This is a genomic window from Paenibacillus sp. J22FR21, assembly GCF_056269135.1.
Genome location: NZ_JBWDNJ010000003.1, coordinates 388,167 through 413,552, shown reverse-complemented (window position 1 = coordinate 413,552; position 25,386 = coordinate 388,167). Strand labels below are relative to the sequence as shown.

Annotated in this window: 23 protein-coding genes; 2 read left to right on the top strand and 21 right to left on the bottom strand. The window is 50.1% G+C overall.

Translation table 11 applies throughout. The annotated features are described in order from the left end of the window. Positions 1-144: 144 nt before the first annotated feature. The 21 genes from AC0YNS_RS12545 to AC0YNS_RS12445 all read right to left on the bottom strand — a co-directional run bounded on the left by AC0YNS_RS12545 (position 145) and on the right by AC0YNS_RS12445 (position 23,018). Complete coding sequence (locus AC0YNS_RS12545) at positions 145-1,986, bottom strand: glycoside hydrolase family 127 protein (RefSeq protein ID WP_475781324.1); 1,842 nt, start codon at positions 1,984-1,986, stop codon at positions 145-147. A gap of 67 nt (positions 1,987-2,053) precedes the next feature. Next, a complete protein-coding gene (locus tag AC0YNS_RS12540; protein ID WP_475781323.1) occupies positions 2,054-2,920 on the bottom strand; it encodes a carbohydrate ABC transporter permease in 867 nt (288 codons plus the stop codon). Positions 2,921-2,941: 21 nt separating this feature from the next. Further along, entirely contained in the window at positions 2,942-3,892 is a 951-nt protein-coding gene (locus AC0YNS_RS12535; RefSeq protein ID WP_475781322.1) for a carbohydrate ABC transporter permease, read from the bottom strand. Positions 3,893-3,974: 82 nt separating this feature from the next. Then, the gene (locus tag AC0YNS_RS12530) at positions 3,975-5,333 is read right to left on the bottom strand and encodes an ABC transporter substrate-binding protein (RefSeq protein WP_475781321.1); all 1,359 of its coding nucleotides are present in this window, start codon (positions 5,331-5,333) and stop codon (positions 3,975-3,977) included. Positions 5,334-5,368: 35 nt separating this feature from the next. After that, the gene (locus AC0YNS_RS12525; RefSeq protein WP_475781320.1) at positions 5,369-7,360 is read right to left on the bottom strand and encodes a right-handed parallel beta-helix repeat-containing protein; all 1,992 of its coding nucleotides are present in this window, start codon (positions 7,358-7,360) and stop codon (positions 5,369-5,371) included. Positions 7,361-7,425: 65 nt separating this feature from the next. Further along, positions 7,426-8,436, bottom strand: a complete 1,011-nt coding sequence (locus tag AC0YNS_RS12520; RefSeq protein ID WP_475781319.1) for a LacI family DNA-binding transcriptional regulator — start codon at positions 8,434-8,436, stop codon at positions 7,426-7,428. Between the two features lie 173 nt (positions 8,437-8,609). After that, on the bottom strand, positions 8,610-9,695 hold the full coding sequence (locus tag AC0YNS_RS12515; RefSeq protein ID WP_475781318.1) for a Gfo/Idh/MocA family protein: 1,086 nt from the start codon (positions 9,693-9,695) through the stop codon (positions 8,610-8,612). A 26-nt stretch (positions 9,696-9,721) separates the two neighbouring features. Continuing rightward, positions 9,722-12,436 (bottom strand): glycoside hydrolase family 2 protein, encoded by a 2,715-nt coding sequence (locus tag AC0YNS_RS12510; RefSeq protein WP_475781317.1) that lies wholly within the window; start codon positions 12,434-12,436, stop codon positions 9,722-9,724. A 228-nt stretch (positions 12,437-12,664) separates the two neighbouring features. Next, complete coding sequence (locus AC0YNS_RS12505; RefSeq protein WP_475781316.1) at positions 12,665-13,576, bottom strand: 5'-3' exonuclease; 912 nt, start codon at positions 13,574-13,576, stop codon at positions 12,665-12,667. A 24-nt stretch (positions 13,577-13,600) separates the two neighbouring features. Next, complete coding sequence (locus AC0YNS_RS12500; RefSeq protein WP_475781315.1) at positions 13,601-14,806, bottom strand: aminotransferase class I/II-fold pyridoxal phosphate-dependent enzyme; 1,206 nt, start codon at positions 14,804-14,806, stop codon at positions 13,601-13,603. A gap of 31 nt (positions 14,807-14,837) precedes the next feature. Further along, positions 14,838-15,200 carry an arsenate reductase family protein gene (locus tag AC0YNS_RS12495; protein WP_475781314.1) on the bottom strand — a complete coding sequence of 121 codons (363 nt, stop codon included), beginning with the start codon at positions 15,198-15,200 and terminating at the stop codon, positions 14,838-14,840. Between the two features lie 41 nt (positions 15,201-15,241). Then, the gene (locus tag AC0YNS_RS12490) at positions 15,242-16,207 is read right to left on the bottom strand and encodes an RluA family pseudouridine synthase (RefSeq protein WP_475781313.1); all 966 of its coding nucleotides are present in this window, start codon (positions 16,205-16,207) and stop codon (positions 15,242-15,244) included. After that, the gene (locus tag AC0YNS_RS12485) at positions 16,200-16,775 is read right to left on the bottom strand and encodes a cob(I)yrinic acid a,c-diamide adenosyltransferase (RefSeq protein ID WP_475781312.1); all 576 of its coding nucleotides are present in this window, start codon (positions 16,773-16,775) and stop codon (positions 16,200-16,202) included. The genes AC0YNS_RS12490 and AC0YNS_RS12485 overlap by 8 nt, the downstream gene beginning before the upstream one ends. A gap of 280 nt (positions 16,776-17,055) precedes the next feature. Next, the gene (locus AC0YNS_RS12480) at positions 17,056-18,237 is read right to left on the bottom strand and encodes an MFS transporter (protein ID WP_475781311.1); all 1,182 of its coding nucleotides are present in this window, start codon (positions 18,235-18,237) and stop codon (positions 17,056-17,058) included. 90 nt (positions 18,238-18,327) lie between these two features. Beyond that, on the bottom strand, positions 18,328-18,540 hold the full coding sequence (locus AC0YNS_RS12475) for an aspartyl-phosphate phosphatase Spo0E family protein (RefSeq protein ID WP_475781310.1): 213 nt from the start codon (positions 18,538-18,540) through the stop codon (positions 18,328-18,330). 108 nt (positions 18,541-18,648) lie between these two features. After that, positions 18,649-19,866 (bottom strand): aminotransferase class I/II-fold pyridoxal phosphate-dependent enzyme, encoded by a 1,218-nt coding sequence (locus AC0YNS_RS12470; protein WP_475781309.1) that lies wholly within the window; start codon positions 19,864-19,866, stop codon positions 18,649-18,651. 13 nt (positions 19,867-19,879) lie between these two features. Next, positions 19,880-20,371 carry an Lrp/AsnC family transcriptional regulator gene (locus AC0YNS_RS12465; protein WP_090977785.1) on the bottom strand — a complete coding sequence of 164 codons (492 nt, stop codon included), beginning with the start codon at positions 20,369-20,371 and terminating at the stop codon, positions 19,880-19,882. 225 nt (positions 20,372-20,596) lie between these two features. Beyond that, positions 20,597-21,019 carry a spore coat protein gene (locus AC0YNS_RS12460; RefSeq protein WP_475781308.1) on the bottom strand — a complete coding sequence of 141 codons (423 nt, stop codon included), beginning with the start codon at positions 21,017-21,019 and terminating at the stop codon, positions 20,597-20,599. Positions 21,020-21,036: 17 nt separating this feature from the next. Continuing rightward, positions 21,037-21,261: a hypothetical protein gene (locus tag AC0YNS_RS12455; protein ID WP_475781307.1), complete on the bottom strand. Its 225-nt coding sequence runs from the start codon at positions 21,259-21,261 to the stop codon at positions 21,037-21,039. A gap of 116 nt (positions 21,262-21,377) precedes the next feature. Continuing rightward, positions 21,378-22,043: a DUF2642 domain-containing protein gene (locus AC0YNS_RS12450; protein WP_090977246.1), complete on the bottom strand. Its 666-nt coding sequence runs from the start codon at positions 22,041-22,043 to the stop codon at positions 21,378-21,380. A 369-nt stretch (positions 22,044-22,412) separates the two neighbouring features. Beyond that, the gene (locus AC0YNS_RS12445; RefSeq protein ID WP_475781306.1) at positions 22,413-23,018 is read right to left on the bottom strand and encodes a DUF6897 domain-containing protein; all 606 of its coding nucleotides are present in this window, start codon (positions 23,016-23,018) and stop codon (positions 22,413-22,415) included. A gap of 447 nt (positions 23,019-23,465) precedes the next feature. Here AC0YNS_RS12445 and AC0YNS_RS12440 point away from each other — a divergent pair, with 447 nt between their 5' ends. Both AC0YNS_RS12440 and AC0YNS_RS12435 read left to right on the top strand, forming a co-directional pair. After that, the gene (locus AC0YNS_RS12440; protein ID WP_475781305.1) at positions 23,466-24,146 is read left to right on the top strand and encodes a hypothetical protein; all 681 of its coding nucleotides are present in this window, start codon (positions 23,466-23,468) and stop codon (positions 24,144-24,146) included. A 93-nt stretch (positions 24,147-24,239) separates the two neighbouring features. Beyond that, positions 24,240-25,313 (top strand): CotH kinase family protein, encoded by a 1,074-nt coding sequence (locus tag AC0YNS_RS12435; protein ID WP_475781304.1) that lies wholly within the window; start codon positions 24,240-24,242, stop codon positions 25,311-25,313. Positions 25,314-25,386 lie beyond the last annotated feature (73 nt).

Below are 25,386 nucleotides of genomic sequence, written 5' to 3'. Positions count from 1 at the left end.
CTCGGCTGATTGTTCATGTTGCTATTCTATCTTTTAGTAGATAGCCTGTCAATATCCAAATCCTCTCACTTAGCAAACACGATTCAACAAAAAAGCAATCCGCTCGGCTAACTTCGCCCAGCAGGATTGCTTCACTTCCATACATTATGAACGATAAAGCTGTGTTTCGTCTGTCTTCTCCGGCAGCCATACTTTCATTTGGCCGGCATCCCGATTATCCCACGCATAATAAGGAATCGCCTTGAACTTTTGATCACCGCTCGGTTCTTCGGCATATACGGCTAAGACACCTTGCAGCAACTCCGGCTCATATACGGTACGGAACCGGGTAGCGACCGTTACGCGTAGTGCCTCATAGCTCGCATTATCGATCTCTTCTATACAATAGACGAGCGGTCCGCGTTGCAGTGCGACTTTCCCCTCATTGGCCAAGACTAGCGGATGCGAGTAAACCCGCTCGATCTGCATCGTCAACTCAAGCGTAATTTCGTCACCGGGCTTCCATTCGCGTTGCAAACGAACATAGCCTTTCACGATTTGAGCATCAGCGATTTCCAGATCCCCGACCGACAAACGGTAGGATTTGCACCATGCCGGGATACGCAGTTGAATGCCGTACGCTCCTGCTTCTCCATCTTCCACGCGCAGCTTGATTCGACCATTCCATGGATACTCCGTCACTTGACGCAGCGTAATTGAGCCAGCTTGCAAGTGAAGTTGGCCGGTTCCCTCCACGAATTGATTGACGATAATGTCATTGCCTCGGGTCGCATAGACATACCCGCCGATGGACGGAATGAACCGTGCGATCTGCGTCGGACAGCAAGAGCAGTCGTACCAAGGTACTCGGTGATGCGTCCCGTCAGATTCCAGCGGATTGACATAGAAGAACTTGTCGCCGGACAAGGATACGCCGGCAATCGAACCGTTATACATCGCCCGCTCGACGATGTCTGCGTATTTCGAATCGCCATGCAGCAAATTCATGCGATGGTTCCACATCACCATCCCGATCGATGCGCAAGTTTCGCAATAGGCGCTGTCGTTAGGCAAATCATAATCTGCGGTAAACCCTTCATTATGGCGAGAAGGGCCAATACCGCCTGTTACATACATATTCCGGTCGACGACGTTAGACCAAATACGATTCAGTGCCTCTATGTAACCTTGATCTCCGTTTAGCATGGCAGCGTCCGTCATCCCTGCATACATGTACATCGCACGTACGGCATGACCGGTTACAATCGATATGTCCCGTACAGGCACGTCATCCTGCGAATAAGCGGCGCCCCAATCCGAACGATCCCAGCTGTAGCCGACACCATGGCCGTGACCGCGTTCTTCCAACAGCCAATAAGCCAGCTTCCAGTAGCGCTCTTCTCCTGTTTCGACGTACAGCTTCACAAGGGCCAACTCGATTTCTTGGTGACCCGGAACCCAGTGGCGCTTTCCCGGTCCAAACAAAGAATCGATATGATCAGCTACCCGGATCGCAACATCGAGGAACAATCTTTTGCCAGTGGCCTGTTTATAAGCAATAGCTGCTTCGATCATGTGGCCGGCACAGTACTCCTCATGCTTATTCATGTCCGTCCATTTCTTCTCCGGTTCGGCAAGTGTAAAATAGGTTTGCAAATAACCGTCTTCTTGCTGCGCCGCGGCGATCAGCTCGATAATCCGATCAGCTTGCGCTTCCATCTCCTCATCGTGCTCAATCAAGAGGGAATAAGCGATCCCTTCCAACACTTTATAAACATCGGAATCATTATAGAAAATCCCTACAAAGCCGCCTTCCTCAAGGCCTCCGGCTTTGGCGAAATTCGATATTCTGCCTGTAGCCTCGCACTGGGCCAGACATGCTGTAATCGTCGATTTCTGTGTCGCCTTAATCCGATTGCTCCAGAAACGATCCTCGATGGAAACGTTCGTGAACGGAATTGCTGTCAACGTTTGGTACGGTAACGCTAACTCTTTCAGTACTGTCATACCGGCTACGACTCCTTCGATTCAGGTAGTGGATTTGGTTAGCGAGGGATTCATGCCGGCTGTTCGATTAGCCCTTCATCCCCGTCAGTGAGATCCCTTGTACAAAGTAGCGCTGCGTAAACAAGAAAACGAGCAGCACCGGAAAAATAACGAGCAGCGACGCGCCCATCTGAAGCGGCCAATTCGTCGTATATTGGTTTCGGAATACAGACAACCCTACCTCAAGCGTACGCATCTCAACCGTATTCGTGACGAGCATTGGCCATAAGAAATCGGTCCAAACTCCCATGAACGTAAACACCGACAACGTGGCAATCGCCGGCTGCGACAAGGGGAGAATGATGTTCCAGTAAATCCGAAACTCGCTGCAGCCATCGATTCGCGCCGCATCCTCGGTTTCCTTGGGCAGGCTGTGGAAGAACTGCTTGAGCAGGAAGATCCCATATGCGCTGCTGAGGAAAGGAATAATCTGAGCGGCATAGGTATCCAGCCAGTGGAATTTATAAATCATGACATAAGTCGGGATCGTCGTGACCTGCGAAGGTATCATCATGGTCGCGAGGAACAGAACAAAGATTGCGTTGCTTCCTTTAAACGGAAGCCTTGCGAAGGCGTAAGCAGCCAACGAACAGAATATCACCTGTCCGATAACAACGCTCATCGTTACGAAGACTGTATTGTAGAGAAACCGCAAGAAAGGTGCCGCTTTGAAAATGCTCATATAGTTCTCGAACAACCAACTGCTCGGAATGAATTTCGGCGGAAACTCAAACACGGAATATTCCGGTTTCAGCGACGTGGAAATCATCCATAGAAACGGAACCAGCATCGTTAAACTGACGATTCCCAGTACGACGTACGTGAAGATGTCTGCGAACAGCTGCCCTGGTTTTGCTATTTTGCTGCTATTACCCCTGCTTGTCATCGTGGCCATCGGTTTATCCTCCCTCCCGGCTTAATGCTCATAATTAAATTTCTTCATGAATTTCACTTGAATGATCGTAATGATGAAAATAATCGAGAACAGCAGCCATGATTGTGCGGATGCATACCCCATATTGAACACTCGGAAAGCTTGCTCATAAATGTGATACACCACCACATCCGTCGAGCCGACCGGCCCGCCTTCTGTCAGCATGTAGATAACCGTAAACGCCTGGAACGAACCGATAATGGTCGTCACTGTGAGGAAGAAGACCGTCGGCATGAGCAGTGGAAGCGTGATTGACCAGAAAATGCGCCATTTATTCGCTCCGTCGATACGTGCTGCTTCATATAAGTGCTCGGGGATGCCCTGCAGTCCGGCCAGGAAGATGATCATTTGGTAGCCGATCCCTTTCCAGACGGTTACAATAATGACGGCGATCATGGCCCATTTAGGATCCATCAGCCACTTGGGACCTTCGATGCCTATCTTGCCTAGCAAATAATTTAACAGCCCGAACTCCGGCTGTAATATCCATTGCCATACCATCGCGATTGCTACCGTCGAGGACACAACCGGCAGGAAGAAGAACGAACGAAACCAATACACGCCCTTCATTTTGCGATTCAGCACAAGCGCCACGAGCAGGGAGACCGCAATTCCCGTTGGGACACTCCCGAATACAAAATAAAACGTGTTAACCATCGCATGCCAGAAGTCGGTATCATGGTACATCTTGATATAGTTTTTCAGCCCGACGAACGGCTTCGCCGGCTTCAGAATGCTCCACTTATGAAAGCTGAGATAGAGAGAGAATAGAATCGGAATTAAAGTAAATACGGCGAGATGAATAAAAGCAGGCAAGATGAACAAATAACCGATCGGTTTATCGTCGCCTACTGCCTGTCCCCTCAATTTCTTCCAAAAGCTAGGCTTAGCCAGCTTCTCAGACGGCACGTACGATTGGGAGGCCGATTCCACTGCTGTTTCCTCCTTCTTAGCCGCATAACAGAAATCGGGGGAGCGGAATTTCTCCAATCCCCCGACCTGCGCAGCTTATAAGTTATTCGTCTTTAATGATGGCATCGATCTTCGGTACAGCGGCATCCATGGCTTCTTTCACAGAGATGCCGTTTACGACAACCTGCTCCAGCGCTTTATCGATTTGTGTTTCGATTTCGGCCCATTTCGGATGGATCGAGCCCCATGGCTGACGTGCATATTGCACTTCGTCTACGAACACTTGCTCAATCGGCTTGTCCTTCGCATACTCTTCTTGCACCGATTTCACTGCGGACAATTCCAGCCCCGATTCAACGCGGCCCTTCTGGCCTTCAACCGACTCGGACATGAATTTCGCGAGCTTGTAAGCTGCTTCCTGATGCTTCGTTGAAGAAGCTACGCCCCAGCCCGCTTCATACATAACGGAAACACGCTCTTTATTGCGAGGCAGACCTACGACGCCCAGCTTACTGATATCAAATTTGCCGGATTCTACCGTATCGTTGATACCAAGAAGCGTCCAGTGACCGGAAACTTGCATCGCGACTTTACCGGATTGGAACCACAGATCGCCAAACGCTTTCTTCACCGATGGTGTCGGGGAAACCTGCTGCTTCACAAGATCCGTATACATCTGCCAAGCTTCAACCGTAGCCGGGCTGTTCAGATAACCATCAGCGGTTGTGCCGTCCTTATCGAGCACGTCCGAACCATTTTGCCATACGAATGGAACGGATTTGTAGAAGTAAGGGTCAGCGGACATGCCGTAAATATCGGTTTTGCCATCGCCGTCCTCATCCTTAGTCAGCTTCTTAGCCGTATCCAGGAAGTCCTGCCAGGTCCAGTTATCCTTCGGATAAGCTACACCCGCTTTATCAAACACCTCTTTGTTGTAATACACGACCATTGGGGTGAAACCACGTGGGAACTCATACAGCTTGTCGCCGCGAACGCCGATATTATAAACGTTCTCGAACCACACATCTTTATTGAATTCAGTATCATTTTGCGTAAATGGAGCCAGGTCAAGCAATGCATTATTGTCGATAAATTGCGGCAGTAATACAGAGTCAATCAGGAATACGTCCGGCGCATTGCCGGCTGCGATGGAAGACAGCAGCTTCTGCGTTGCGTCATCGCCTGGAATCGGTTCATATTTGACAGTAATATTCGGATTTTTCTTCATAAACGCATCGATCGCTGCTTGTTCGGCTTTCGCTTCTTCTACAGCCGCGCCGGATGAAACACGCAGCTCGAATTTCTCTTGCGAATCTGCATTCGTTGCATTTGCATTCGTTGTTGCTGCATTCGAATCTGTGCTGGACGTATTTGCGTTCTCAGCATTGTTGCTTCCACAGCCGGCAAGCAGCGTCGTGGCCCCTACTACCGATGCCAACATATAACCTTTCCACTTCTCCATCTACTTTCACTCCCCTTGTATAATGAAATTCTGTTTTATACAAACGCAATCTCGTCGAACAGAATCGTAAAGTTCCCTCCGCAAGAAGCGATCTGTAGCTCAAGTTGGCTAAGCTCATTCAGGTCGGGAAGACCTGCACGGCTTTGCACCCAACCGGTTTGTTCACCGGTAAGCGGGATACGGATGTTGGACCAGCCGCTTCTGGCCTCAGAAGCAATCTGCGTCCATTCAAAGAGCGGGCGAGCAGACACCCATTGCACATATCGGCTGTCATCCTGCTTCAGTCTTACGGTAAATGCGGATGACGGAAATCCGCCCCACGTTTCATGCGAGAACTTGATCCAGAAGCTGAGTTCGCTGTCGTTCTGCGACAAAACTTGGGCAGCCGTCTCGGTCGGAATCGGAAGCTGCAGTCTCACAAGCGACGATGTTGCTTGCAGCTGCAAGGCTTGTCCCTCGCCCGAGAGCGTCTGATCGTCGCTCCTAGTGATAACGGCCGAATGATTCGGAACGACACCGGTCAGAATCGCTTGATTCACCTCTATGCGATGCTTGATTTGTTCTGACGCATGCAGCACATTCAGATCGATCCAGTCCAGATCCGCCGTACCGCTAGTACCAATGACGGTCAAGCCTACACGATAGAAACCGGCCTGCTCATAGAAATGCTCAACCTTCGCTGTTTCCTTAATCGTTCCGTCTCCCATATCCCAGCGATAGGTCAACTGGCTGCCACCTGATGCATCCCGACTTGCGGAGGCATCGAATTGGACGGCATATTGCGCGCGCGGCCGCTCCGTTAACAGAGCTGCCTTGGCAATAGGAGGCTCTCCGTCTGCTTCACCTACGATCACATCTGACACATTGATGTCTTGATAGATGTCTCCGCTGCCGTTACCGGTGATACGGTTCCCGGCAATGTACAGCTGCTTCGCATGCTTCATATAAATGCCGTAGGTGTCGTTGTCGGTTATTTCATTTTGTTCGATAATCCAGTGACTGGTTTCGTAGCCTTCCTTATAACCTATTGCGAGGCCAACGCTCTTATTGTTGTGAATCCGATTGCGTCTCATAGTGAAATGACTGCTGGATCCGTTCACGACTGCAATCCCTGCATTACCGAATTTCTCAGGTGCATTTGCGATTCTTAAACCGTTATAAGCCGCTTCATTCTCGATTAGCACCGCATGGCAGGAGCCGCCAAGCCAGAATCCATAGCTCGAATGGTTGCCCTTATTGCGAACGAAGACGTTGTCCGGATCCCAGACTTCCCAAGCGTTATTGTGAGCATAAGACGCATCATTGCCTTCAAAATAGTTGCCGGTGCTGACAAATCCGTTCAGGGAACGGATGAATACGCCGTCTCCGCCATATGTAAAGTCATTGTTCAGAATCCTGTTATCGTTAGAGCCGCTTTCGATCAGCACGGAGGTCGAGTCTCGTGCATGTACCTCACCGGGGGCGATTCGAATTCCGTAGCTCATCACATTACCGTCAATTTCGTTATGAGATGAACCCCATAGCTTCAGGCAGACGTTCGTGCAATGGGAGAAGATGTTGCCTGTAATCCGATTGCGGTCGGCATATTTTAGATCCAGGCCGTTCCACACTCGGTTGCCTCTGTTTCCGGCGATTACGCTGTCCGAGACACGTTCCAGCATCAACGCGCCTACAGACTCCCCATCACCCCAGCCATAGTCAGGGTCCGTGTAATTATCCGAGAGGTCATTGTTTTCGATTACCCAGCCGGAACCGTTCGTTATTTTCATACCGGTCTTGAATCCATGCAGCTCCAAGCCTTTGACCGTTACTCCGTCATAACCGTTGGAATAAAGCCCTGTACAGTCGTAGGAATGAATGTTGCCGATTTTGCCGCGTCCGCGAATGATGGCTCCGTTGCCGTCAACCGTGACGCCGTTTGCAGCGATAATCAAGCCTTTACTGTTTGGAAAGCTATATTCACCCGGCTCGAAAACAACGTCTTCGGTAATAATCATGCCGGCATATGGCTGAATTACTTTCGTCATCTTGTGATTTACGCCCCCGTTTCTGGAGTGAAATAATCGCTATCGTACCGATCGAATGCCTGCTGCTATCCCTTCAGAGGCGCCGTCGTTTCACGCTCAATTACGTTCCCTCTTACTAGCTGCTTCGCCGTTTTCCCATCCGGCATATGGCCGGTCGTGATCATTTCGCAAAGCACTTTGCCTGCGATAAACCCGACTTCGAACATCGGCAGCGAAATGGTTGTCAATCTTGGCCGTGCATATCTCGCAATCGTCCGATCATCGTAGCCCATGACCGAAACATCTTCCGGAACACGAAGACCACATTCTCTCGCGGCATCGATTATGCCGATAGCCATCATGTCGTTCGCTGCAAATACGGCTGTTGGCGGATCTTCGGAGCGGAAGAGCTCAAGTGCCAGTTGGTAGCCGCTGTCCTCGAACCAATCGCCGTGCTTCACGTATTCGGAGCGGAACGGGATTTGATTCTGATTGAGCGCTTCCTTATAGCCATTCAATCGGCGGATACTGGAATACCAATCCTCAGGTCCGTTTATGTAGGCAATCTTACGATGATTCAGGTTAATCAAGTAGTCAGTCGCATCAAGCCCTCCGGCAAAATCGTCCGTACACACGATGCTGACAGGCTCCTCGGCACTGCTATATCGGTTGATGAGCACGAAAGGCAGCTTAGTGGTAGGCACTTCGGCAAGTGCATCAAGCGTGGAATCCGCCAGAATAACGCCATCCATCTGCATATCCGCGAAGTAATCGATGGCGGACTGCTCATTCTCCGAATCATGATGCACATTCCAGACCAGCATGCTGAACCCGCTCTCACGCAGCGCATGTTCGACGCCCTTGGCAATCATGCCGCTCAATTCATCGGATACATCGTCCGTGATCAATCCGATCATCGAGGAGGACTTCTGTCTGAAATTGCGTGCCAGTAAATTCGGGCGGTAGCCCATCTCTTCTGCAATCCGCTGAATGCGTTCACGAGAATTGCGGCTAATCTTGTCGTTGTCGGCAAGTGCCCGAGAGACCGTAGCCGCGGACATGCCTGCCGCTTTGGCAATATCGTATATGCTTACCACTGGCTTCACCCCTCTCATGGTTCATTTATTCCAATAGTTTGCAATCGATTGCAAAACTTCACAAGTTCACCTGCAAACGTTTACACTTCCTGTCTAGAAGTTATTGTAATCGATTGCATTAATTCCTGCAACGGTTATTTTGCAATCGATTGCAAAAAGATTATAGAGTGGGATTAACTTCGTCCCTCTACGCGAACAGGACTCCCCGTACGGATCGATTGGCGAATGGCTTCCAGCGTTGCGATCGTTTGGAATCCGTCCTCCGCATCCGGCATTGCTCGCGTCCCCTGGTGCAAGTTCCTAGCAAAATGCTCGGTATAATTAACAAACTCGCCGGCATGATGATTCACGCCTTCAAACTGAAAATAGTGATAAATATCCTCGAAGTAGTGCTCCGTCCGTTCCTTCTCGCCTTCGTACTTGATTTGCGCTTCCAGCTGAGGGTATTTGCCGATGAAGGTTCCCTTCGTTCCGTACAAGGCGACTTCAATCCAAGGGCGAGTCTGGTGCAGATGCTCTAAGCCATAGAGACCTAGCACGCGTCCGATTTTGCCGCTCCTGAATTTCAAATTGATGACGAATGTATCGTGACCCTCAAACCCGTTCGCAATCGCAATATCCGATTGGCTGCTGTACGCCGAAACCTCTTCAACATCGCCCATGTACCAGCGAATAAGGTCTACCGGATGTGAGCAGCAGGCGAACAGAAGATCAAAGCCGCCTTCTCGTGCCCATGCCCGTTCATTGTAAAACCAGCGCATATCGTGTACATACTGCGTTTCCGCGAAGCTGAGCGTACCAAGCTTGCCCGCCTCATAAGCCTCGCGCTGATGCTGCATAGGACCGAAGAAACGCGAGCTTTGCCCAACCATAAGCTGACGCTCGGGATTAGCCCGCACATAAGCAAGCACTTCTCTTGCTTCTTCCAACGAATTGACGAGCGGCTTCGTGCAAAGCACATGTTTGCCCGCTTCAAACGATTGGCGAATATGGGTAAAATGCATTTGATCCGGCGTATAGATCGCGACAAAATCAATATCCTCGCGAGCCAGCATAGCCTCAAGGGAGCTGTAAAAGTGAGGAACTGCATATTGCCGTGCGATTGTTTCTGCCAGCTGTTCGTTCGCGTCACATACCGCGACTACCTTCAGCTCCGGATGACCGGCCAATCCCTTTACGAGTCCTTTGCCTTCGCCCAGACCAACAATCCCTATGCCGTACTGGCGGCCGATTGCTGTAAAACGTCCATGTCCTTCCATCCTTCATGCCCTCCTACTTGGGGATCTTATTTCAACGGAAGCAAGTAATCCAATATACAATCGAGCAGATAAAGTGCCGCCGGATTACGTTCAAGCCCATCAGGCTGGCTGCCGAGACCACCTTCCAACCGCAGTGTGGTCGCAATTCGAATGCCTTCTCCAATTCGCTCCTCGATCATGTATCGGTCAAGCTCAAATATTCTTGCATCCAAGCGGTCCATGATTGGCTTATGCTCGCCAAGCTTCAAACGGTCGAATACCATATCGGTTGCGAGTCCAAACAGCAGCATCGACGTATGATCCTGATGCGGAAATTTGCTCATAAGGGCATGGTCATGGAACAGCTGCAGCGATTCCCGCCAGAATGGCGCACGCTTAACAGTGAGCGGACCGTATCCTCGCTCTATGTACAGTGCCTTGCCTCCTGCCGCGACGAAGCGGTCCATCTTCTCCGTCCATCTTGAGGTAAGCAGCACTTGGACGTTATCGTTATTGCTTTCGCCGTTCTCCGACCATGTACGAATGGCAGGATGCAGACTTGCCCATTCACGGAACAATCCGTTAGCATCATCTACAGCAATTGCGGCAAGCAGGTTTTCAGATCGATCAGCCCTCGGCAGCACCCAGATTGGCCACGAGTTGGTCGCAACGATACGCCCTTCCGATTCCAGCTCTACTTGCAGCACCACCTGTAATGGTGTATGCGTTTCGGGAAGCGTCCATTCCGCAACAGCCAATTCCTTGAAGTCTCCTACTTGAAGCTTGTCGACCTCACGCGTACCTTCGTTCGCAGCTTGTCCGTCAACAATCCATGTCCAACGAAGCATAGCTGCTTGAATTGCTTCCGCTCCATAATGCGACACCGCAAGATGCGGTCTGATCGCCTCACCCGGGGCATAGTTGTTCGGATCCCATGTCGTCAATCGGTCGCCGCCATTGATCCAATTTCTGCGTGCATCCCAGGTTACCGTAATCATAGTCGCGCCATTAATTTGCCGGAAACGCTCAGGCGGCTGCTTCCACTCGCCAAAATCATCGAACACGGCGCTTGATGCAAGGCCTGAATCCTGAATCGATGTCAGCGTATAGCCATTGATGTGCGGGTACGCTCGAACTTGTTCTAGCACGGATTTGCGGTATACATACGCGCTTTCGCGTGCGTTTGCAGTAAGCTCCTCTTCCGTAAATGGCAGGGGAAGCATCGCTAATTTCTCATCCTGGCGGTGATATTGCCAGCGCGCATCTCGTGCTACAGGGTTGACGGTGGGATCGGATTTCAGCCACCATGGCCTTTCGCCTTTTCGCTGAATCACCTCACCAAGCGGCCTAAACTCATCGTAATCGCAGAACTCCCCGAATACCCATGGCTTCTTCTCCCGCCAAGGCGAAGCGAACCGGCTCAGTAAATCCGGGTAGAAATGAACGTCCGTGTAGAAATGGTAGTCGTAGAAATCGGCATATTCCTTAAGCAGGCCTCCGTAGCATTCGCCTGAACCGCTGTTGTCGCGTATGATTGCCCCATTGGTTAACCGCTTCGCCTGCTCGTACAGGTCTTTCAGAAATTCAGCGTCCGCCTCATGGTTCAGCTCACAGCCCAGTGTCCATACCCCAATCGAGGTGTAGCTGCGAATTTCCTTAATGATCGCCTCATACTGCGAGAACGCGCGCGCTTTGAACTCTTCGTTTACCTCAGGCAGCCACATCGGCAGCTCCTGCCAGATGACGAAACCAAGCTCATCAGCTAGCTCGAAATAATCGCGAACGGGCACATATAAGCAATGCTTAACCATGTTAAAGCCGCCATCCTTAAGCTGGAGCAATTCCTTGCGAATCGCCTCGCGATCCGGTATCGGTGCGACTAGATCGCCATACCAGCCCCAATGCAGGATACCTCTGAGATGAATGCGCTGGCCGTTCAATAACAACTGTTCACCTTCAATGGAACAGTACTTCATACCGAATCGATGCTCGTAACGATCTACCGCTTGGCTGTTTCGTTCGAGTGTCAATGAAAGCTTATACAGCTCTGGGTTCTCCGGGGACCACAACTTGATGTTCGCTCCGGCCGGAATCTCAATGACGCCGGTGTTATCGGCTGTTATCGGAAGCGTTACCTCGGTTGCGATCGATCCATCCGGCGCATGAAGAACAGCATGAATCGTCCATGTCCCCTCAGTGGACCCGCCTTCTAAGCGATAATTGACAGTCACCGTTTCCGTGCCCGGCAGTGTTTGAACGAATACATCCGCAAGCTCACCTACCGGAATGACACCAAGCTCAACCGGCTTCCATATCCCGCCGAAGATGACGCCTACATCCGGCAGAAATCCGGCCAGACATTGCCGCAGCGGATACTTGTCGCCTTGCTTGTACACGCGAAGAAGCAGCTCGTTCGTTCCGCCTGCGTTTAATGCTTCGCCTGTCTCGATGCGAAAGCCGCTCCATCCTCCCTCGTGCTCGCCAATCCGCTTCCCATTCAGCCATATCTCACAGAAATAATTCACACCTTCAAAGTCAAATGCCGTTCTTTGCTCATGCCAGTCGGCAGACGCCTCAAACGACAGCTTATACCATACAGCTCCGTCCGCCAGCTTGTTATCCGTCAGCACATCCCAACAGCCGGGCACTTGCGTTTCCTGCCATACGCCCGCGGCGATCGCCTCTTCAGGACTTCCATATTGATGGTCAAAATCAAACAACAGCTTCCAGTTTTCCGTCAATTTTACCGATTGCTGCAGCATGTATCACTCACCCTTTCGCCTTCGATGATCTTACGTAAAGCCGTTACTAAATCCAATCTCGCTGTTCCTTCGTACCCCTCCGATAGCCTGAGTCCCCCCAAGTTGGTAGCGGTTACAGACTAGCATGGGAGATTTTTGTCTGTCAAGCAGTCATTTCCATTCTGATTGCAAGCAAAAAAGCCGCCGAGCATCCAAATTCCTGACGCTCCGCGGCTTCTATAGACATCGCTATACCGAAAATAAATCCAAATTGAAGGTCGGATGACCTTCTAATATTTTAACGAGACCACCAAACTCAAGCTCTTCGAATTTACGTGTCGCAGCTTCGTGTTGGATCTGCCAAGAGCAAGCTGACAGTTCGCAGCGTACCGGCGCATTGAGGCGAATGGTCGCCAAATCTCGTGACAGGTGAAGCATATCAAGATCCGCTTCGATTTTACCACGAACGCCTTTAGGCAGCTTATCCAGGTTCAGCAGTACGCCTTCGATTGATTGATATTCGAGAATCAGCTTGAGCGCTGTTTTCTCGCCGATGCCTTTGACGCCGGGGTAATTGTCGCTTGTATCGCCCATGAAGCCCTTCAGGTCGATGACCTGGCTCGGCGATAGCTGCTTCTCTTCCAGAAGCAACGCCAAATCGTAGACGGCGTAATTCAGCTTACCCTTCTTCATGATGACCACTTTCACCGTTTCACTTACCAGCTGCAGCATGTCGTGGTCACCGGTCAGGACGTAGACCTCTGCTTCACCGCTTAGCTGCGTCGCTAACGTGCCGATGCAATCATCGGCTTCAAAACCGACGACACCCACGTTCTGAATGCCCATTTCCTCTACGACTTCTTTGACCAAATCAAATTGAGGAATAAGCTCGAGCGGTGCCTCGCCCCGATTTCCCTTATAATCCGCGAACTGCTCAGTTCGGAACGTCTTGCTGCCCATATCCCAACAACAAATAACATGAGTCGGTTTAAACGTATTGATCGCATCGAAAAAATATTGTATAAAGCCGTATACCGCATTCGTCGGCAGCCCAGCACTTGTTTTACGAATATAGCCCGTATAAGACGTGGCGTAGAAAGCTCTAAACAAGATCGCCATTCCGTCAACGAGCAGCACTCTGCGGTTGTTCGTTTCTTGCATCCCCATATCTCTCCCCTATAACATTTATTCGCCTCTGATGAATCTCCCGATTCGTTCAGCAGCCTCAATAAGTCGCGCTTCCTTCTCAACTAAAGCAATTCGGACATAACCTTCCCCTTGTTCGCCAAAGGCATCTCCGGGAATTACAGCAACTCCGGTCCGTTCGAGCATTTCCCGGGAAATGCGACGCGATGTCCAAGGCTCCGACAATTGCCACTGCATAGGAGGCAGCTTCGCCCAAATAAACATCGTAGCTTTAGGTGATGCAATCTCCCATCCTTGCTCACGAAGCGCCTCAATGAATACGTCACGCCTTGTCTCATAGAGAGCTCCTACCGATGGTTGATCCCCTAGCATATCCTGCTGCAGAGCAACGATTCCCGCTTCTTGAACAGGCAGAAATACACCATAATCGATATTCGCTTTCAGCTCGCGCAGCGCAGCTATCGCCTTCTGATTGCCAGCCAGGAAACCGATTCTGCATCCCGCCATATTGAAACTCTTCGATAGCGAATGAAACTCTACCGCTACTTCACTTGCTTCCGACACTTGCAGAATACTAGGAGGTCTATATCCGTCAAAAGCCATCTCCGAATAAGCTAAATCATGTACGATCAATACTCCATGACGTTTGGCATAAGAAACAGCGCGCTCGAAGAATGGGATATCCGCAACGGCCGAGACCGGATTGCTTGGATAATTGAGCAGCATAAACTTGGCTCTCTTCCATACTTCTTCGGGGATGGCATCAAAATCAGGCAGAAACCGATTCTCTGCAAGCAGCGGCATCCGATAAGGCTCCACACCAGCAACCGCAAGTCCAGCCATATAGACCGGATAACCCGGATCAGGAACCAGCGCAATATCTCCCGGATTGCACAGTGATAGAGCCAAATGTCCCAGTCCATCCTGCGAGCCCATAAGCGACAGCAGCTCATGCTCCGGATCGACTTCAATGCCGAATCGATACGCCAGCCAATCGGCTGCCTGACGGAGAAACTTCACACTCCCCTTGGAGCCTGGATATCCATAGACATCCTCACGCAGCACGGCTTCGCTTAATGCTTGCCGGATCGGCAGCGAGGGAGGCAAATCCGGACTGCCGATGCTAAGATCAATGACGTTCATCCCAAGGCGCACGGCCTCTCGTTTCCACTCAGCCACCTCGGCAAATATAGACGAGCCAAGCTCAGACAATCGATCCGCACGCCATTCTTTCGTAGTTGTCACCTGACGAGTACCTCCTTAGCTCTCTGCGCCGCTAGTTGCCCCAAACCCGATCATATTCCTCATCCTTGAAGCCTACCGTAACCGTACTGCCGTTCGTAACGACAGGCCGTTTAATCAATCTGCCGTTCGAGGCAAGAAGCTCAATCTTCTCCTGCTCCGTCATTCCCGGCAATTTATCCTTCAGTCCGAGCTCCTTGTACACTTCGCCTGAAGTGTTGAAGAACTTCTTCACATCCAGGCCGCTATTGGCAATAATCGTTTGCAGCGTCTCCACGGAAGGCGCCGTTTCAAACACATTGTGCGACTCGAGTTCATAGCCCATTCCTTTGAGCGTCTTGATTGCACTGCGGCAGGTGCCGCATTTCGGATATTCGTAGATTGTAAGCTTCTTCATGGCGTACCTCTATCTCCAGTTCATGGTTGTTATCGTAGTCGTTATAGTTTCCGAAGCTCTGACTCCAACTGCCGCAAATCCTCCGGCAGCGCCGCCTCAAACGTCATTCGCTCCTTCGTAATCGGATGCGTAAATGACAAAATCGCAGCATGCAGCGCTTGCCGCTGCAGTAAGGCTTCCAGCGAAGCTGCCACCTCCGGCGCCTCAGCTTCCTTGCCCTCGCCTGCATACCCATACAGCTTGTCCCCGAGCAGCGGACAGCCAATATGCTTCATATGCACACGAATTTGATGCGTGCGGCCTGTTTCCAGCTTAATATTCAGCTTCGTTGCAGCGCCGCTTCCGTATACCGACTCTACCTCGTAATGCGTAATCGAATCATAACCATCAGGCGTTACGACGCGCAAATGAGGATTGACTGTATCCCGATCAATCGGTTCATGAACGGTTCCCGCTTCCTCGGCTGGACTGCCGTACACGTAAGTCCGGTACCGTTTATCCACCTCACCGGCCTGAAGCTGATCCGAGAGCTGCTGGTGAATATAAGGCGTCTTCGCGATCGCGACAAGTCCTGATGTTTCCTCATCCAAGCGATGAATGGGGCGAAACCGAACGCGCTCCCCGCGCTGCTTCCAATGATAAACGACCCCGTTAGCCAGCGTCCCCGTGTAATGCCCCTGTGTGGGATGCACTACAATTCCGGGCGGCTTATTCACGATAAGCAGATCCCGATCCTCATAAACAATATCGAGCTCCATCGGCTGCGGCAAAATATCATTCGACTCTTCCTGCTCCATCCGAAGCTCGAGCAGGTCACCACTAGTCACGCGGTCATTGGTATAAACACGTTCTCCGTTAATGGTGATTCCATGCTCCGTCTGCTTCAGTCGTGACAGCAGTTTACGAGAAACGCCCATTCTGCGCTCCAGCACCTTGCGGACGATCTTGCCATTGTCCTCTTCTTCGATAACTAAGGTGAGTGGTTCATAATAGACGGCATTAGTCATTGCTCTTGGTGCGAAACACGTCCGCGCTCCTAATATATTCGGTATCCGGTACGCCGAGCTTCACATTCGCGAAACGTGCAGCCGCGAAGAAATAGTCCGACAACCGGTTCATATACGTACTTACCGGCGGGTGCACCGGTACTTCTGCCGTCAAAGTCACGATGCGCCGTTCCGCTCTTCGGCATACCGTTCTGCACACATGTAGCAGAGCAGATACTTCACTGCCCCCGGGCAAAATAAATCGCTTAATCTCCGGCGACGCCGCCGTATGCGCATCGATCCAGCTCTCCAGCCGAGCAGCTGACGCATCGGTCAGCTTCAAATCGCGTCCGCTCGGATCCGCGAAGGCCAGATCCGAGCCGCAGTCAAACAGCTCCTGCTGAATTTCTGTCAGCTCCGCAGCGAGCTCGTTCAACCCATCACGAACGGCAATCGCAGCCGCCTGACCGACAAAGCTGTTCAGTTCGTCAACCGTTCCGTAAGCTTCAACCCGGCTGTCATCCTTACGAACTCGGCCGCCTTTGACCGATGTATCTCCTTTATCTCCGGTACGTGTATATAGTTTCAAGGTGCTCACCATCCTATTTTTCGTCCCACCTCAACACCTAAATAAGTGTTACGATGTTTTGCCGAGCTCAGTAGCGGAGTGGGCGGAATCGTTGTGTAGAAGCGTCAGCGTTCGCCTTTGTCAGTCGGATTTCAACCGATAAATCAGTTACATAATCATAGAAATCCGAGGGACAACAGCGATCGTAACAATGATCCGCACGCGCAGCGACCTGTTAATCGCATTACTGTCGTGAAACGCATTTAGCTCCACTATAGCACATATGTCAGAACAGCAGACATCATTCCGACCAGTTGGCGCTCATTTCCTGCGGGCCAGTCCTCTGCTTCTTCCCATATATGGAAAGCAGTACTAGACTGAACAACAAGGCGCAGAATGACAGGCCAGCAATGATCAAATAATAGGTTTGACCGGTTACCGACTCATATAACCATCCGCCTGCGTAAGAGGCGACGATGCCGGATACGCCGAAGAACAGAAGTGCAAGCACGGTTTGGCCTGTTGCACGCCACTCCTCGGGAACAATGCGGTACAGATATTGAATGGCTGCGGTATAGAAAATCGGGAACGTAAAGATCTGCAGCACTTGCAAATAAGCCAGCATATGCGGATCTGTAATCCAAGCCGATAGGAAGAAACGCACAAAGTAGAATAGGCTGGCAAATGCGATCAGCGCAAGCTCCCTGCCCTTGCGCATCCACCAGAAGCTAAGGGCAAACACAAGAATTTCAGTCCCGGCAGCGAGGAACCATGCTTGTCCGATCAGTTCCGGGCCACCGCCCAGCGCTCGCAAATAGACACCTAGATACGTATCATTGATTCGCGATGGAACAGCCGCAATAAAGATTAGAATGAGGAACATCAGCGTTTCTCGGTGGGTGAGAAATTGTCCGAGCTTCTTCAGTTTCACCGGCTTGCTGGCAGCAGGTGCGTCCGCTAACGTGAAACATATGATGAAGCTGATCACGCCGATGACGCCGAAGAGCGGTGCCATTCCTTCAACACCGAAATACTTCATGACATAACCAACGGCCAGCGACATTACCGCATAACCCAAGGCGCCGAACGTCCGAATAGAACCATAGCTGACGCCTCTGGCTTCAGCCGTTTGGAAATTCAAGCTTTCCGTTAGGGGATCCATCGACAGTAAGAAGAAGTAGAGCAGCATCGTAAAGACGACAAGCAGTATAAAGCTGCCCGAGGCATAGAGCATGTACCCCACAATAGTGGAGCAGAAGATAAGCAGCAGCAATACTTTTCGAATTGTCTTCGTACGATCGCTAATCATTCCCCAGAGTGGGGAAGCAAAGAGGGAAACAAAGCCCCCTGTGCCAATAATAAACCCGATCTTCGTCGCAGCAAGTCCTTGAGCATCCAGATACACCGGCAGAAACGAAATAAACATAGCTAGTAATGCAAAATACAAAAAATTGAATATTCGTAAGTTAGCAGGTGATTTCATCGCAAATCTTAACTCCTCTTCAAGTTGCAAAAAAGAAAAGAAGTCCTGTACAGGACCCCTTCTCAGGTGAAAAAGCAGTGGTAAGAGTCATTACGACTGTTGCGCCCAGCTTCTTCTGAATTGCATATATTCATTTATCTTCTTATCCAGACGGCGGCTTAAGTCAATCACTTTCTCAGAGCCGAATGTCGCTTCTTCGACATAAGACTGTTCCATCTTCATGCGCAGCGCATATATTTCGTCTTCCAATCGGCGTATAGATGATGAGGACACAAGCTTAAGACCCGTTTTCGCACAAGTCATGGCCATCCCTCCTGTCATCACTCAACAAAACTTAACGACGCTTGTGCATTGCGTTTATAAAGTTTTATTAAATTATAACAAAGTCTGACAAAAATGAGTATACCTATTTTAATTTCCCTTAAGTTTCCTCACATAGTTGCCAATACGCTCTATTGCTTCCGTAATTTGGCTCACGGAAGTTGCATAGGAGCAGCGCAGATGACCTTCTCCGCCAAGTCCGAATACATCTCCTGGCACCGCCGCAACCTTCTGATCGTTCAGCAGTCCCGTAGCAAATTCCTCTGATGTCAAGCCAAGTCCGGCTATGGATGGGAATGCATAGAAGGCGCCTTGCGGCTCATGGCATTGCAATCCAATTTCCCGGAATCCTTGCACAACGAGTCGACGACGTTGGTTGTAAGATTCCACCATACGGTTCTTTTCATCCATGCCGTTGCGAAGCGCTTCAAGCGCTGCCACTTGTGACATGTTCGATGCGCACATAACCGTGTATTGATGAATCTTCAGCATAGCCGAGATCAGATCACTATGGCCGCATGCATACCCGATCCGCCAGCCCGTCATTGCAAACGACTTCGAGAAGCCGCTGACCAGAATGGTACGATCCTTCATACCCGGCATCGAAGGGAAGCTGACATGCTTCGATCCATAAGTAAGCTCGGCATAAATCTCATCGGAAATAACGATAAGATCGTTCTCCTCCACGACTTTAGCGATCGGCAGCCAATCCTCATACGTCATGATTCCGCCTGTTGGATTGCTCGGATAACAGAGGATGAGCACTTTCGAGCGAGGCGTAATCGCTGCTCGGAGCGATTCAGCCGTCAGCTTGAACTGATCCTTCGCGAAAGTTTCTACCCCGACAGGCACTCCGCCGCTTAGCGCAGTAATCGGAGAGTAGGAAATGTAACAAGGTTCAGGAACCAAGATTTCATCGCCAGGCGAAATCAATGCACGCAGTGCCAAGTCGATTGCTTCGCTTCCGCCTACAGTCACGAGAATCTCATTCGCAGGGTTATAAGCCACATCGAATTCACGATCCATGTAGATCCCGATCTCTTCGCGGAGTTCCGGTGTTCCCGCATTCGAGGTGTATTGGGTCTTGCCCATTTCAAGCGCATAGACGCATGCTTCGCGCACATGCCATGGCGTTACAAAGTCAGGCTCACCGACACCAAGTGTAATAATATCTTTACGACCGCTTGCTAAGTCAAAAAACCGACGGATACCGGAAGGTTTAATGCCTCTCACTTGCGGAGACAAATAATCAGCCATCGACGTGCGGCGCGTCAGCGTGCCGCTTTGCTTCTCTTCATCTTTTATCATAAGCAATCACCCTTTACGGTGAGACGAGAAGACGGTGGTCGTCCTCATGCTCTTCGAATATAATGCCGTCTTGCTTATATTTTTTGAGGATAAAAAAGGTCTTGGTAGAAAGTACGGCATCGATCGGGGACAGCTTATTGGATACGAAGGAAGCGACGTCTTTAAGCGTTTTCCCTTGCACCTCAACGAGCAAATCATAGGCGCCCGACATGAGATAAACCGATTTCACTTCCGGATATAAATAAATGCGTTCCGCAATGCCTTCAAAGCCGCGGCCGCGTTCTGGCGTAATTTGGACTTCAATAAGTGCGGTTACTTTCTCATCTTCAACCTTGCTCCAGTTGACAACGGTCGCATATTTGACGATGACGTGATCCTGCTCCATCTCCGCAATCGCCTGCTTCACCTCCGCCGCTGGCGCGTCCAGCATTGTCGCGATCAGTTCCGCGCTGCGTCTTGCATCTTCTTTCAGCAGTTCAAGTATTTGCATTTTCCGTTCATTCATCGTCAAACCCTCCTGATTCTTCAAATCGTCCGCAAAGCTTACAAGCCTGCGATGCGAAATAGCTATAAAGACTATATTACAACGAATCCAAGCATCCTGCAAAGTAGAAAAGCGCGGCAGCCCGCCTACTTTGACCAACTATTATCAGTCGTCAACCGGAAAATAATGCAAGAGCTGTCGCATTTCGCGGCAGCTCTTGTGTTTGACAGCTATAGGGCATGGAAATTACATATAATACGGATTGGAATTTCCCGGCCCTGGACTTTGATTGGCAGGCTGAGGCGGATGGTACTGTCCGTAAACCGGTGCGCTGCGGTAACCGCCATACCCCAGATTCAATTGCTGCAGAAACTGCTGCGTCTTCTGTGCGGTTTGTTGATTTTGCTTCAGTTGCTTGTCAATTTCTTGGCGCAGTGCACCTGAGGAGGCGCTGTACATATTGTTTTGCTCCATGATTTTATAGAGATGTCCCTGCATCTGCAGTGTGCTGTTCATTAAATTGGTGAACAACTGTCGAATTTCCTGACAGCTTGCTTCAGTGGCTGCTGTTGCATACTCGCGCACAACGCGCTTGAGGTCTGCTAAAACCGTGTAAGCCAAGTCTTCATCTGACAATATCGGCTGGGCTTGTCCTTGTTGTTGAAACATGCTGCTCCTCCTTTTAATTAATTTTGTGGCTGAGTCGGTGCCAGCTGCTGGTGCTGACTGAGCGCTTGAAGCAGCATTTGTGTATGCTGCTGATGGGTCTGAATCATTTGGATACTTGCTTGCTTTAACGCTGGTGTAGTCGCCGAAGCGGCCATGACCGCATTTTGTTTGATGAGCAAATCTTCGTTTGACAACGAATCCGCTACATACTCCAATTCTTTGGCAGTTATCGGCTGAAGCATTGTGTTCCCTCCTGAATTTCCATATCGTGCCTTACTCGAATACCATTCCCGCAATAATCATTTCCTATGTAGCCGGCTTCTCCGCTTGCAGGGGAAGAAGCCGATGTTGAAACATGTTAGGGAAGATGAACCGTCTTTACGTGATCGAAGTGCAAATATACCGCATTCCCGCCCGCTGTCGATAGTTCGATCATATTTTGATCGAGACCTTTGAGGACACCGATCTTATTCGGGTTCTCGCCGAGATCCAGAATGACGAACTCGCCGATGAGTTTCCTCAGCTGCTGATCAAACGTACGTGCCAGTGTAATTGGAGATGGTTTAAGCGGAAACTGCTCCGGGGTCAATGTGTACGGTGTCACGTTAGGATTGTAGGGAATTAAATATTTAAGATGATGCAGTGAAATAATGACGGAATGATAGACGGGTGAATAAAAGACGAAGAAATCATTCATCACGCTCGTGAGGTAGCCATGGATAGACTGATTCCCGGTGATATAAAGCTCAGAGAACATCCCTTTGGCATTCATCAGCACTTTACGATAGGAGATGGGATCATTTTGCGGTTCGAAAGGAAGTTCCGGTACATCGATTTCTTGGGCTTCACTTTTGGCAAGACGGAGCTGCTGCAAATGGATTAAAGGAACATACAGAAATTGCGTACCGTTATGAAGCACGAGAATATCTTGACCTATATCAATTAATTTACCGCGAATAGGAATTGTTTTTCCCGAAATATCAAGCTCGACATAACGGTCTAATAAAGGGTGACGATGTTTCATGAAAATCGACCTCCTTTCATCCTATTAATTGCGTTCATGCATATAGACAGCGTAGACTGGCAAGCAGTCCTGCCGGGATGACAACTTTATTCGATCGGCACCCCTAGGCCGGATCCATAGGAAGAACCCAGCCCGGGCTGCGACGACAACCTTAAATGCCAAATCGTTACCAGCTGCCATTCCCGAGATACGGTTAGGTATTTGTGTACGGAAAATAAGATACAGCAGCCCTGGTAGAGTGTGTGCAGCAAGTACGATAGAAGAACAGATGAATGGCATGTGTAAATCTAGTACTGCATGACAATGAGAGGTACAGCAAGGCTGCTGCCGGGGCTGGCAGAATTCATTAGCCCCGGCTTGCAATCAGCCTTATTTACCACCATAGTAGCGTGTTTTTTTGTTTCCTTTTTTACCAGCTTTCTTCGTTGCGTTGTTGCGTCCGGAACGATTGCCGCCGCTTCCGCCGCTTCCACCGCTTCCTCCACTTCCACCGCTTCCGCCAGATCCGCCGGATCCACCGGATCCGCCGCTGCTGTTACCTTTGCTGCCGTTGCTGCCTTTGCTGCCTTTGCTGCCGCCGCTTGCGTAAATACCTGCGGTTTTAACCGTTTTGATGTGGTACAACGGGATTTGAACCAATTCAGGACCTACAACGAGCAGCAATGCATCGTTGCCAACACCAGCGATGAAGCCTTCGATGCGTTCTGGTCCACCCCAGTTAATTTGAACGAATTTCTTAGTCAGATCGCGAAGGACACCTACAAAGCTGCCTGCCTCAATAAATTTAGCGTGGGATAAACCTGTGGAGCCGCCAGGAAGATCTGTAATACTTTTTACGTGAGCTGTGCTGACATAAACTACGCCTCCTGTTGTTTTCAGAACCAGGTAACCTTGTTTCACAGCGAGTAAACGACCTTCTACCGACTCAGGACCGCCGCGGTTAATGCGAACCATCATACCTACTTGAGCTTCCAAGAAATTGTGACCTCCCGAATGATGACTTTTGTGACTCTTGTGGCTTTTGTGGCTTCTGTTATTGTCGCAACATGAGTTTGTTCCCGCCACTTGGTTCGCTCCAAATGGTTTGTAGCTAACTGCATTGTTTCTGACATCCATACCAAAATCCCTCCATAATTAATAGATTTTGACCTGTACCACGTAGACCACCGGCGCAAATTACGTTACGATCACGACTACCAAAATACCGGTTCATCCATCTCGCTTCGACATTCATCCCTCCATTACTTGCCCCGGTGAAATCTATCATGGGAGACAATTTATAATGTATTTATATGTATCCCATATGTGAGCGGTACTAGATTGATATCTATTTTCTATAAGATTAAGCATATGACCCAGTCCGATTACTAGATTCGCGACATAGCTTGTATAGAATCTATTAATAAGGAGATGAATTCTCAATTGTCCAACAACAACAATAAATCGACAAAAGGAAGCAACGGCTCTCGCGGCTCCCAAGGTACTGGCGGTACTCAAGGTTCCCGCGGCTCTAACGGTTCGCGCGGCAGTGGCGGTTCCCATGGCTCCCATGGATCTCATGGGACAGGCGGTACTCAAGGCTCCCGCGGTTCCAACGGATCTCGCGGTACTGGCGGTTCCCAAGGTTCACGCGGTACTAACGGCTCGCGCGGTTCCCAAGGTACTGGCGGTACTCAAGGTTCCCAAGGCACTGGCGGTACTCAAGGCTCCAACGGATCATACGGTTGGGCTGGCGCTGAGCCAACACAAGATACCAATGGCTCCTGGGGCTATTCTTACGCGTTGCTGCTTGGCCCGGTAGCAGTCCGCTCACGTAACTCTAGCGGTTCCAACGGCTCCCGTGGCTCCGGCGGTTCCCAAGGCTCACGCGGTTCCAATGGATCCCGCGGCACTGGCGGTTCCAAAGGCTCACGCGGTTCCAACGGCTCCCGTGGCTCCGGCGGTTCCCAAGGCTCACGCGGTTCCCAAGGTTCACACGGTTCACACGGTTCACACGGCTCCCGTGGCACTGGCGGCTCCCAAGGCTCTCGCGGTTCCAATGGATCTCGTGGCACCGGCGGTTCCCAAGGTTCACGCGGTTCCAACGGCTCCGGCCGCAGATAATCTGTGACCAATAGACATCTACCCGCATAGTGTAAATAAGCTGAAGCCTATCGAATGCGATAGGCTTTATCTTTTGCCTAAGGAGATGGTCTAATGTCCGGGGAAGGACTGCCTACTCGAAAAATAACGATCAACAACGAGGATTTGAAGAGGCTGGAATCCAATGTATGGAGCAATGAATTTGCTCCCGTAAAGCTGGAGATGAACGGAAAGACGATAGATGCAAAGCTGCGATTCCGCGGCGGTCACACCCGCAATTATCCGAAGAAATCATATGAAATTCATTATGGAAATAATCAAATTTTGCACTGGAATGCAGAAGTCGATGATCCTTCTATGATTCGGAATGCGCTCTCCTTCCATTTCTTCAATATGATCAACGTGCCCTCGCCAAGAACCAGACATATGTGGCTGGAATGGAACGGCTACCCGCACGGCGTTTATTTGGAAATTGAATCGGTTGATGATACGTTCTTCCGAAGAAGAAACATCGGTTCGCAAGCCTTAATCTACGCGGTCAACGATAAAGCGAACTTCGGTCTCTACGACTCGGAAACCGGCGAGTTGAAAGAATCACTCTTTGACGGCTACCGAGTGATGAAAGGATCCGATGAAACCAAGTCGAAGCTCGTAAATTTCGTGAAACGGATTAACAATCCCGCGAACAGCTCCTTGAAGAGCTATCTTGCTTATCGCCTCGATATCTACTTATATTTGAAATGGCTGGCTGGTGCTGTTTTGACGGGCAATTATGATGGGTTTGATCAGAACTACGCTCTGTATGAGCATACCAAGAGTGGAAAGTACCGCATCATTCCGTGGGATTATGAAGGGACATGGGGCCGCAACTGCTATGGAAGACTGTGCGGAAGCGATTTAGTGGACGTTAGAGGATATAATACGCTTACGAAGAAGGTATTGGCTTACAAATCGCACAGACAAATCTATCGTAAAATCTTAACCAATCTACTCGCGAATAAATTTACGGTCAAAACCATCGAGCCGATCATCGCCGACTTGTACGAAAACTTAAGACCCGCCATTCGAGATGATTTCACGCGAAAATGGCCCTTATACGCCTTCGATGATGAGCCGCAATTGTTTATCAGCTATATCGAAGAACGCAGGGCCATTGTGTTAGATGAGCTTAATAATTGGGTGGATTAGGAAGAATGATCTGCTAAGAAGCTTAGCTTCGTTGCAGCATTCTTCAAACTGAATGTTCGCGTACGTTATTCAG